The sequence below is a fragment of the Pseudoalteromonas sp. NZS71_1 genome, from assembly GCF_015864305.1.
In the GTDB taxonomy this organism is placed as follows: Bacteria; Pseudomonadota; Gammaproteobacteria; order Enterobacterales; family Alteromonadaceae; genus Pseudoalteromonas; species Pseudoalteromonas arctica.
Genome location: NZ_JADYXM010000012.1, coordinates 18,697 through 29,872, shown reverse-complemented (window position 1 = coordinate 29,872; position 11,176 = coordinate 18,697). Strand labels below are relative to the sequence as shown.

Genomic DNA, 11,176 nt, shown 5'->3' with positions numbered 1-11,176 from the left:
TGAAAAGGAAGTGACATAGTTATGTCCTCATCGATTGAACATAAAACAAAGCGACTTTTAGTGGTAGACGATGAGTATTTTAATTTTGAAATGCTCAAAGCAGCACTCGCGTCGAAATTTGATGTTAGTTATGCAGATTCAGGGCAAAGCTGTCTTGCATCGGCAATTGCGAGTCCGCCAGATATAATTTTGCTTGATGTTTGTATGCCTGGTCTTGATGGTTATGATACATGCCGAATGCTAAAACACACACCTGAAACAAAAAATATTCCTGTTGTTATGGTATCGGGCCTAGAGTCTCCATCTGAAAAACAAGCAGGGTTTGACGCTGGTTGTAACGCATATGTTGTAAAGCCATTTTCAGTGGGTGCTTTGTTGGAAGAAATTAACACGGTTTTTTAGAGGTAACGTATGTTTACTGATGATAAGCGAAATTTTAGACGCATGCAGATCAATACACCTGCAAATTTAACAACGATAGAACCAATAGCGGGTTTAAGTTTTGCCGCAGAGTGCGTGGATTTAAGTGCAACAGGTTTATCAATTCATTTAGATGAATTACTTGAACCTAATACATTACTGACGGTGAACATTGATTCGACTCACCCAAGTATTGCGCCTTTAAATGCAACAGCAAAAGTAATACGTGCCAGCAAAGAAGATGATGGCACGGTAACAGCAGGTCTTGAAATCATTCAGTTTAACTAACTTGAATCCAGTTAAACTCAATAGTAGATATTAAAAAACCTTACAGATTAAGCCTTTTAAATAAAAGCCTTCAGGGTAGCTGCCAGCAATTGGGTGATCAGCTGCCTGGTTTAATCGCTCCATTATAAGTAGGTCTTTACCTGCATCAAGTGCTGCATCGGCTACTACTTTTTGAAATAAGTTTTGTTCCATTAAACCAGAGCATGAGAACGTTAGTAATGTTCCACCTGGTTTTAGTATTTGCATGGCAATCATGTTGATATCTTTGTAACCACGACACGCACCGGTTAGCTGCGCTTTATTATCAGCAAACTTTGGTGGGTCCATTACGATGGTATCAAACTGTCTACCTTCGTCGCGGTATTGGCGTAGTAACTTAAATACGTCCTGCTTAACAAAACTTACTTTATTTAAATCTAAGTTATTATGTTCAACATTACGTTTTGCTGTATCTAAAGCGGGTTGAGATACATCTACGTTAGTTACATGCTCACATCCACCACGCAGGGCGTACAACGAAAATGTACCTGTATAACTAAAACAGTTAAGTACCGTTTTACCCTTTGAAAAACGCTCAAGTGCGGCGCGGCTATCGCGCTGGTCTAAATAAAAGCCCGTTTTATGTCCATCAATTATATCGACTTCAATTTTAAAACCGTTTTCCTCAATAAGTACCGGCTGTGTTGGTTCATTACCCCAAAGAGCGCCTTTTATTGGCTCTAAGCCTTCTTTAGTGCGTACTTCTACGTCTGAGCGCTCGTATATGCTAGAGCCTGGGAAAATAGACATCAACGCGCCAACAATCTCGCCTTTATGACGCTCGGCACCCGCACTTAGTAGCTGACACACTAACACGTTATCAAACTTATCGATTGTAACGCCTGGTAAGTAATCAGACTCCGCAGCACATAATCTAAAGCCTGTGAGCCCGCCTTCTTCAATTACTTGGCTACGTGCTTCTAATGAGCGGCGTAAACGGCGTTCAAAAAAGTTTTGATCGATGACTTCTTTTTCGTCAAAGCTCCAAACACGTGCGCGAATTTGTGAGTGAGGGCTGTAAGCAGCAGTTGCTAAAAACTTACCTTCGCTATCGTGAATCGTTACTGTGTCGCCTAATCCAGGTTTACCTTTAATTTTTTTGATGGCTTTTGAAAATAACCAAGGGTGTTTTCTTTTTAATGATTTATCGCGACCAGCTTGTAGGTAAACGGCAGATGACATAAGGCTTCTCAGTAGTAATAAATAAGCGCTGTATTTTAGTCAAGCAAGGGGCAACATACAATGAATGTTTTGCAAGGTGGGCATAAAGCACGGTAAAGTACGGATAATTTATCGATTCATTAGCTTTTGGAACCTAATAGTGCCTGACGCCGTTTTAAGCCCCGATTTAAAAATACTTAATTCACAATGTAGAGAGTTTATAGCTTCTTTAGTGCATGCCGATGTAGCTCACGATATTACCCATATAGAACGAGTGGTGCGCGTTGCAATACAGCTATGTAATGCGGAGCAGGCAAACATGTCAGTTGTATTACCTGCAGCGTGGATGCATGACTGTGTGGCGGTGGCTAAAAATCATCCTGATCGTGCAAAAGCCTCTACTATGGCAGCCGATAAAGCATTGGAATTTTTAAAATCTATTAATTATGACGAGTCACTTTTTGATGAGATTCATCATGCCATTGCCGCTCATAGTTTCAGCGCAAATATAAAAATTAAAACTGTTGAAGCGCAAATAGTACAAGATGCTGACAGAATGGATGCATTGGGCGCTATTGGAGTGAGTCGATGCATGAAAGTAGGCGGATCAATTTCTCGGTTATTGTATAACCCAGAAGACCCTTTTTGTATTGAACGCGAGGCTGATGATAAAACATACACGCTTGATCACTTTTTTATAAAGTTATTACATATTGCCGATAGTATGAATACGCCATCTGCTAAAGCAGAAGCGAATAGACGTACAAGGTATATGCATGACTTTTTAGAGCAATTAAAGTCAGAAATAGGTGAGTAACGTGAATAATACAAGCATACCTAAATTATCTGGGATTGATCATTGCCATTTAAATGTTGATAACTTGATTGATGCCGTTAAGTGGTATGAGCGTGTTTTAGGTTTTAGTGTAGTACCCGAGCTTGCCTTTTGGGATGAGGACGGACGCGGCCCTTTAACACTTGAAGATGCGAGTTCAACAACTCGTTTAGCACTTTTTGAAGGTGAGGGGCGTAGTAAAGGGATTGCATTTTTGGCCTCAGGGGATCAATTTATTCAATGGCGTAATCATCTTGAGGGTTTAAATATAAAAGTAGTTTTAGCAGATCATGGTGTAACGTTTTCTATGTACTTTAAAGATGAAAGCGGTAATAGCCATGAAATTACGTCACATGACTATCGTTATATAAAGTCTTACTACCCAAATGTTGAGCTTGGCTCTCACAGCGCTAAAAAGAATTAGCTTTCTTGATTTGAATTTTTTATAGCAAGAATATCGTCTAATTTTTTCACAAATAGTTCGATTAGAGCGGGATCAAAATGAGCTCCTGCTTGCTCTTGCATATGTAAAACTGTTTTCTCTACACTCCATGCCTCTTTATAAGGGCGTTTTGAAGTCAGAGCATCAAAAACGTCAGCAACGGCAACAATTCTACCTTCAATTGATATTTCTTCGCCTTTGATCCCGTTAGGATAGCCTGAACCATCCCATTTTTCGTGGTGTTCAATAGCAAGTTTATGAGCGAGTTGTAATAATGGCGATGAAGAATTTGCTAATATTTGTGCACCAATTATGGCGTGTTTCTTCATATGCTCAAACTCTTCAAAAGTTAACTTTCCTGGCTTGAGTAAGATAGCATCAGGGATACCTATTTTCCCAACATCGTGCATTGGGGCGGCTTGGCGTAAAAGCTCTGCACTTTGCTCATCCATACCTAGCGCTAATGCTAATACTTTGCTGTATTGGCTCATACGCACTATATGTTCGCCAGTGTCAGTATCTTTATATTCAGCAGCACGGCCTAGACGTTGTACTAAATCTACATGTGCTTGTTTTAATTGCTCAGCTTGCACTAGCGATAAGTGAGTTTTAACTCTAGCTCTTACAATAGCAGGGCTTATTGGCTTGGTAATATAATCTACGGCACCAAGTTCAAAACCTTTAAATTCATCATTTTCGTCCCCCAAAGCTGTCACAAAAATAATGGGGATATGAGACGTTTTAGGATTGTTTTTTACCCGCTGGCAGACTTCAAACCCATTCATATCTGGCATCATTATGTCTAGCAAAATTAGCTTTGGTAGTTCTTTTTCAAGTAGTGCCAATGCGGCATCACCCGATTTAGCAAACGACATACGATATTGATTACCTAACACTTCGCGCATTACTTTTAGATTTGCAGGCTCATCGTCAACAATTAATACTCGTGGCCTATCTGTTGTAAAATCCATTAATTAATACTCATTGTTTGTTAGTTTTTCAAGTAAGGTTTCTAGTATTACGTGTGCTTTATCAAAATCAAATTCATCAAAGGCCTCGGCTATAGCATCAACTTCATTTTTATAGATTGAAGGTATGCCGCGTTGCAGTTTTGCTAGTAGCTCATCATTTAATTCTGCATTTTGTGCATCTTGATAAAGCGTCTTACACAGTGACTTAATTTCATCAATTGATAGCGTGTCAGAACTATTATCTTCAGGCTTAATACTTGGCTTATCGCAAGTATTAGATGATAGCAATTGTGAGATGACAAGTAGCTCGTTTTTTATATCGTCTAAAGTACTAATAATTTTAGCGTCACTTTGTTTTTGCTCTAAATCGGTTAATAACTTCATTAACGTTATTAGGCCCAAATTACCAGCAACACCTTTAAGAGTGTGTATGAGACTATCAGCATCTTTTATGTTTGATAATTTATCACTGAATAATATTTCGAACCGCTTATTGCTATCACTAATAAATTTAGTGATTTCGGTAAGCTGCTTACACTTAGAGCCCCAAAGTGCTAACCCTTTTTCAAAATCTATATGCTGTGCTTTAGGATCGCTTTGCGATATAACCATTTCTTTTGCGATACCAAGACCAAGCACTTGTGCTATTTCTTGGTTTAGCTGATTTATATCGACGGGTTTATTTGCAAAGCCATTCATGCCTGCTTTTTTAGCCGTAAGCTTATCTTGTTGTAATACACTGGCTGTGAGCGCGATAATTGGCGTGTATTTAATTTGTCTTTGATTTTCTATTGCTCTTATTTTTTGTGTTGCCTCTATGCCATCACACAATGGCATATGTATATCCATTAAAATGACATCAAAGTCTTGTTCTTCAAATACTTTAATCGCTTCAAGTCCGTTAGATGCCTTGGTAACTGCATGTTGATCGCGTGACAGGAGTAAAGAAAGTAGTTCTGTATTTTGCTCTATATCGTCAACTACTAACACCCTAAGTGCAGGCAGTTGTGTGTGTAGACCATCAAAATGATCTATTTTAGTTTCGTCACCTAAAGTAAGCGGTAATGAAAAATAAAAGCAGGTGCCTTTACCTAGTTCACTTACTAAGTTTATTGTTCCACCCATAAGCTCTACAAGTTGTTTGCTTATGGTAGTACCAAGACCTGTACCACCAAAACGGCGAGTAGTAGTACCATCGGCTTGTTCGAAAGGTTGAAACACTGCTTGAATACGATCTTTTGCAATACCAATACCGGTATCTTGCACTTCAAAAAACAGATGCTGATTTTGTGTTATAGCAACAGTTACGGTAACAGAGCCTTTTTCGGTAAACTTAATAGCATTACCAATTAAATTAGTAAGTACTTGCCTGAGTCGATCTGGGTCACCGTAATAAGTAGCACTTACTGATTCTTTAATATGAAGTTTAAGTTCTAAATCTTTCTTTTTAGCTTCTAACCAAAAAGTAGAAATAATACTGTCTATTACTGGCTTTAAACTAAAGTGTATTGGCTCAATAGTGAGCTTACCGCGCTCTAGTTTTGCGGAATCGAGAATTTCATTTAATAATCTAAGTAATGAACGCGCTGCATTATTTACGGTCACTAAATGCTTTTGTTGTTCTTGATCAAGTGGGGTATCCATTAACAAGTCACTAAAACCTATTATAGAATTCATAGGTGTACGTATTTCATGGCTCATATTAGCCATAAAAGATTGCTTTGCATGAGCTGCTTCTTCAGCTTTAAATTTAGCTTGCTCGAGTTTTTCTTCATATTCTTTGCGTTCTGTAATATCAACTAAAACACCATCAATCCACTTTACTTGACCCTGGGTATCAAAGTCGATGCTGCCTTTATCTAAAAGCCATAATATTTTACCGTTTCTGTGGCGAATCCTGTATTCGATTGAATACTGACGTTTTTCTTCTACGGCTGTTGTTACGGCATCTACAATAGGCTGCTGATCAGACTTTAAAATCAAATCGTTAAATTCAATGCAGTGTTCAGTAAATTCATTAGGGTTATAACCCGTTAACTCGTTGATGCTCGGGCTGATAAAAAGCATGGTCCAGTTATCATCAAATTTACACCTAAAAGCCACACCTGGCATGTTATCCATTAAAGAGCGATACTTTTGCTCTTTTTCTTCAAGGCTTTTTTGTAAAGCTCGTTGCTCTGATAAGTCTGTTATGAAGCCTACGTATAGAGGATTTTGCCCTGGCTGATTAACTTCACCGACGCCTAATCGAATTGGAAATAAGTGGCCGTTTTTGTGTTTAGCAAAAATTTCACGGTTAACACCAATTACTTTACCTAAATCAACATTTTTAGCATGTAAAAGATAGCTGTCGTGATGCATCGCGATAGCATCATCCATTAGCATTTTAATATTATGATTTTGTACTTCATTTTCATGCCAACCAAAAATTTTGCTAGCTGACTCATTAAAGCTCAAAATAATGCCGGTGTGATCTATTGTCACGATTCCATCAATGGCTGTGCCTAAAATTGCGTTTAAGCGAGACTCGTCGGCTGACTTTTCTTCAAGTAACATTTTATATCTGACCATGCCATTAAGTACCGCTACTACGCTTGTAATGGCAATCGTTGCAGTTGCAACCGCGATGGCTACAAAAGTGAGCCCAGCAGAAGCATTTGCGTCGTCATATAAAAGAGGAGATGTTGCAACAAAGCGTGTAGATGCCATGCCCATATAATGCATAGCAGCAACAGCAAAGCCTAATATTATAGCGCTGATGGCTCTATTTTGTAGGTATGATAGTTTTGGAAAAAATTTTTCAAGATTAAAGCGGCTATATAACGCTATAAACGAAAGAGCGACGGCAACTAAAATTGAAAGACCAAAGGTCAGTGGGTCATAGCGCAACATTGGGGAAAGCTCCATTGCAGCCATACCGCTGTAATGCATTGTACCAATACCAGCCCCTAGTAAGATCGAGCAAATGCTGAGCACTCTAAAGTTTCCATCACTATTTACAAGTATTGATACCGCATACTGACATGCTAATAAAGCAGGAAGAAAAGAGAGTAGTGTGATTGTTGGATCGTAGCTTATATTAGTACATAGCGAAAAAGCTAACATACCTATAAAGTGCATACTCCAAATACCAGAAGAAAATACAGTTGCTGCGGTTATATTTGCTAAACGTTGATAACGAGGGAATTTAGTCTCTTTTGCTAAATCAATGAGCTTAGTAGTAAAAAAAGCAGCAAAAATGGCTATTAATACAGACATTGAGACTAGAAGAGGGTCGTAAACCCCATTAAGTATTAGGCTTGGATCTTGGTCTGTAATGAAGAAAGCTGATAGCATAACGGCTCGAAATATAATCTTTATTTTACAAGTTTAATCTAATTTACTAATAAATGAACCGTTATTTCTAATCGCGCTATAAAGTGACGAATTTTAACCAAGTTTATTTATTTTTTGTTATTGAAGTAAATAAAATATTTTAACTTTCAATTCAAATAAAACAGACGGATCAATCTATAGCTTATTATAATAAAGTGGATTAGGAGTTAGGTGCGACTGTATGCCTAAGAGTTTAAAATTGATGGTAATATGGATTATATAAACGGATGCTATATTTAGAGTTTAAGTCGTGTTTGAATATCAACTAAAAAAGAGTACTAGACGCAAAACAGTCGCAATAAAAGTGCATAGTCAAAAGGTAACTGTGTATGCGCCACATTTTGTCGCAAAAAAACACATTGATACTTGGTTATTTGACAAACAAGAGTGGGTTGCAGAACAATTAAAAAAACAATCGTCAATTGATGACACTAAGCAGTACCCCTTTGAATCTAAAAAAATCAGTGTTTTTTCAGAAACTATTTATTTGAAACTGGACTCAGGCCAAGATTCCAAAGTAACCCCGTATGATGACCACTTACTTATTACAATATCTCCTCGAGTTAAAAACACTTATCAAAAGTATCGACAGCTATTAGAGACTTATTTAAAAGAGCAGCTTATTGCATACATAGAGATGCGTTTAGCGTATTTCTGTACTCAAATGGGTGAAGAGTTGCCAAATGATTTAAAAATAGGTGTTTATAAACGAAAGTGGGGGAGTTGTAATAGCAAGCGAGAACTCACTTTTAATTTACATCTTATAGGTGCTCCTTACCACGCTATAGATTATGTGATTGTTCATGAGCTTGCCCACTTAAAGTATTTAAATCATAGCAAAGCTTTTTGGCAGCGAGTAGAGGCGTTTTTCCCCGATTACAAAACATCATCTAATTGGTTAAAACAAAATGGTATGAGTTTACAGTGGGTGTTTTGATGTTACTGAATATAGGAATATAGGAATATAGGAATATAGGAATATAGGAATATAGGAATATAGGAATATAGGAATATAGGAATATAGGAATATAGGAATATAGGAATATAGGAATATAGGAATATAGGAATATAGGAATATAGGAATATAGGAATATAGGAATATAGGAATATAGAAATATAGGAATATAGGAATATAGGAATATAGGAATATAGGAATAGTAGAGAAGTGGTGGAGGGAGCTGGATTCGAACCAGCGAAGGCTGAGCCGTCAGATTTACAGTCTGATCCCTTTGGCCGCTCGGGAACCCCTCCACACTAATTTTATTGCATTTGGCCCCACTTAACTTAGCGGTAAGAAAAGTGGTGGAGGGAGCTGGATTCGAACCAGCGAAGGCTGAGCCGTCAGATTTACAGTCTGATCCCTTTGGCCGCTCGGGAACCCCTCCAATGCAACGGCGCTGATAATAGCAAATTGCGTATTTAAGTAAAGAAAAAAGCTAAAGAAAATTGAAATAAAGCCGATAAATATCTATCAGTTACCACAATCGGCTAAAGACTATGCAAATAGATGATTTGTTAATCACAGAGAGTCAGTTAAACAGTAGACTCAATAATAGTGTGCATGAAAATCGCCGTGGCGAATTTGCACTATTATTAGCGATGCTGTCACATGACGCACTCGACTTTAGTCAATTTCATTTACCAAAAACTGAAATAGATAATTTAGTTATAGAAGAAGAGGCGTTAAGAAAGCAATTTGGCGCAGGTCCAAAGCAACTTTTAGCTCCTGATGAATATAATATGTTGGTTGGACAATTTAATGCATCATTAATATCTCAAGAAGGAGCGCGCTGTGGTATGACAAGTATTAAGTTAAGACAATGCTTAAGCCCTGAACCACTTGCGATTAGAAATGATGATAAGCATATTCCACTTAATATAATAGATAACTGTGAGCTTGCCGTCAGAAGAAGAATTAAAAGCGAACAAACCCAACTAGCCAATCCCCCTATAGATGCAGCTGCTTTTTACGACAGCCTTAATAATGATGCAATACATCAACCACTTCAGCTCATTGCGGTGTGATATATGATTGTAATAATCACCAGTTAATATATGCTTTATAACGGGTCTGCTTTATATATTTGCTAATAATTGATTTAATGAAAAAAAAGCATCCAAAAATTAAATGCAATTGCTATAATGGCGTCAAATGGTATGACATGAAATGCCATTATCATTAAACCAAGGTAATTAGGAACGTAATGAAGAAAACATTCACGCTAAATCACGAGAAAATCAAATACCCTCGTATGGTTGATGCTGCAAAGCACGAAGTGAAAAAATATTTGAAAAGAGAGCGTAATAAAACGCTACCTGAAGATGCTGACTATTGGGCATTTGACTGTAAGTTTGGTAACACAGCTGAAGATGCGCAAGTTGTGCATGTTGCTGAATTAAGTAACCAAATTGGCGAAATTGAAAAGCAAGGTTTGACCTCTTTCTATGTAGAGATTTTAGCTCGACCTGCTCAACGTCAACAGTTAGATTTAGATGATGACGAATAACACTTAATTTAATTAAGTGTTCGAAGTTTTAAAATGAGCCCAAGTGGCTCATTTTTTGTTTTTATGCATTAAAGATTCACCATAAATCATTTTTATTAGTAACTAATAAGTAGAATTTTAATTTATTAACATTTGCATAACAAAATATAGTGATATAGGGTGTGTTTAATTAAAAAAACAAAACAGTTGTACCATGCCTATAAATTACTCTGACCACCAATTGAAATTAAGCTTAAAGAGCTCTAAGGTACTTGTCGTTGACGATCAGCTATTAAGCTTAATTGTATTAAAAAAATATTATCAGAGCATTTTAGTGTAACAACAACGAGCTGTGGTGAGGATGCGATTGAAATTTGTAAACATAATCCGCCAGATATAATACTACTCGATATTAATATGGAAGGAATGAGTGGTATTGAAACATGTCTAAAATTAAAAAATATATCTGAAACACAAGATATCCCCGTTATTTTTGTAACCTCATCTGAAAATCAAGAAGAAGAGTGCTGGGAAGCCGGAGCTGTAGATTTTATAAAGAAACCAACTAACTCGGAAACTTTATATAGAAGAGTGCGCGCCCATATTACGATGAAACTTCAACATGACTTACTCAATCAAAAAGTATTTCTAGATGATTTAACAAAGGTATTCAATCGTCGTTATTTTGATGCGCATTTTTCTAAAATGGAACGAAGCGCCTTACGAGAAAAAGTCGACTATGCACTATTACTCATCGATATAGACTACTTTAAGCAATACAACGATCTTTATGGTCATGTGCAAGGCGATACGGTTTTAAACCTTGTTGCACAAACTATTACTAATAGTTTGCAAAGGCCAACCGATTTTGTTGCGCGTTACGGCGGCGAAGAGTTTGTAGTTGTTCTACCGCATACAAGCACTGAAGGTGCAATTTGTGTTGCTGATAAAATTAAACAAAATGTGGTCGATTTAGGAATATTACACAGATATTCAGAATATGACTTTGTTACTATTAGTATTGGCGGTGCAACCCTACAACCGTATGTAAATAACAAAAACACCTTGCAGATCGCAGATGAAAAAATGTATGAGTCCAAAATGCAAGGTCGTAACCAAGTGTGTTTTTAAGTTTAGCTAGCTAATAAATCACTTTGCC

11 protein-coding genes and 2 tRNA genes are annotated in these 11,176 nt (G+C 37.2%); 8 read left to right on the top strand and 5 right to left on the bottom strand.

The genetic code is table 11. The features are described 5' to 3' along the window. Positions 1 to 21: 21 nt before the first annotated feature. Together I6F43_RS15635 and I6F43_RS15630 are read left to right on the top strand one after the other, a co-directional pair. Positions 22 to 402 carry a response regulator gene (locus I6F43_RS15635; RefSeq protein ID WP_007581064.1) on the top strand — a complete coding sequence of 127 codons (381 nt, stop codon included), beginning with the start codon at positions 22 to 24 and terminating at the stop codon, positions 400 to 402. Positions 403 to 411: 9 nt separating this feature from the next. After that, entirely contained in the window at positions 412 to 708 is a 297-nt protein-coding gene (locus tag I6F43_RS15630; RefSeq protein WP_007581065.1) for a PilZ domain-containing protein, read from the top strand. Between the two features lie 30 nt (positions 709 to 738). Here I6F43_RS15630 and I6F43_RS15625 read toward each other — a convergent pair whose 3' ends face one another. After that, positions 739 to 1,929 (bottom strand): class I SAM-dependent methyltransferase, encoded by a 1,191-nt coding sequence (locus I6F43_RS15625; protein ID WP_007581068.1) that lies wholly within the window; start codon positions 1,927 to 1,929, stop codon positions 739 to 741. Between the two features lie 64 nt (positions 1,930 to 1,993). Here I6F43_RS15625 and I6F43_RS15620 point away from each other — a divergent pair, with 64 nt between their 5' ends. Together I6F43_RS15620 and I6F43_RS15615 are read left to right on the top strand one after the other, a co-directional pair. Continuing rightward, entirely contained in the window at positions 1,994 to 2,725 is a 732-nt protein-coding gene (locus I6F43_RS15620) for an HD domain-containing protein (RefSeq protein ID WP_211185177.1), read from the top strand. Position 2,726: 1 nt separating this feature from the next. Continuing rightward, entirely contained in the window at positions 2,727 to 3,167 is a 441-nt protein-coding gene (locus I6F43_RS15615; RefSeq protein WP_197103082.1) for a VOC family protein, read from the top strand. Here I6F43_RS15615 and I6F43_RS15610 read toward each other — a convergent pair. Next, on the bottom strand, positions 3,164 to 4,156 hold the full coding sequence (locus I6F43_RS15610; protein ID WP_101163310.1) for a response regulator: 993 nt from the start codon (positions 4,154 to 4,156) through the stop codon (positions 3,164 to 3,166). The genes I6F43_RS15615 and I6F43_RS15610 overlap by 4 nt on opposite strands. Positions 4,157 to 4,159: 3 nt before the next feature. After that, positions 4,160 to 7,492, bottom strand: coding sequence for an MHYT domain-containing protein (locus tag I6F43_RS15605; protein WP_197103080.1), 3,333 nt, complete (start codon positions 7,490 to 7,492; stop codon positions 4,160 to 4,162). 289 nt (positions 7,493 to 7,781) lie between these two features. Here I6F43_RS15605 and I6F43_RS15600 point away from each other — a divergent pair, with 289 nt between their 5' ends. Next, on the top strand, positions 7,782 to 8,468 hold the full coding sequence (locus tag I6F43_RS15600) for a M48 family metallopeptidase (RefSeq protein WP_331460615.1): 687 nt from the start codon (positions 7,782 to 7,784) through the stop codon (positions 8,466 to 8,468). Positions 8,469 to 8,697: 229 nt separating this feature from the next. On the opposite strand, the gene I6F43_RS15595 is transcribed toward I6F43_RS15600, so the two are convergent. Next, positions 8,698 to 8,782: transfer RNA gene (locus tag I6F43_RS15595), tRNA-Tyr, on the bottom strand. Positions 8,783 to 8,831: 49 nt separating this feature from the next. Then, positions 8,832 to 8,916, bottom strand: a tRNA-Tyr gene (locus I6F43_RS15590). 112 nt (positions 8,917 to 9,028) lie between these two features. Here I6F43_RS15590 and I6F43_RS15585 point away from each other — a divergent pair. From I6F43_RS15585 to I6F43_RS20280, 3 genes are all read left to right on the top strand, one after another. After that, on the top strand, positions 9,029 to 9,556 hold the full coding sequence (locus I6F43_RS15585) for a VC2046/SO_2500 family protein (RefSeq protein WP_007583698.1): 528 nt from the start codon (positions 9,029 to 9,031) through the stop codon (positions 9,554 to 9,556). Positions 9,557 to 9,735: 179 nt separating this feature from the next. Beyond that, entirely contained in the window at positions 9,736 to 10,038 is a 303-nt protein-coding gene (locus I6F43_RS15580; protein ID WP_002961433.1) for a DUF6172 family protein, read from the top strand. A 270-nt stretch (positions 10,039 to 10,308) separates the two neighbouring features. Then, positions 10,309 to 11,148, top strand: coding sequence for a GGDEF domain-containing response regulator (locus I6F43_RS20280; protein WP_331460616.1), 840 nt, complete (start codon positions 10,309 to 10,311; stop codon positions 11,146 to 11,148). The last annotated feature ends 28 nt before the right edge of the window (positions 11,149 to 11,176 follow it).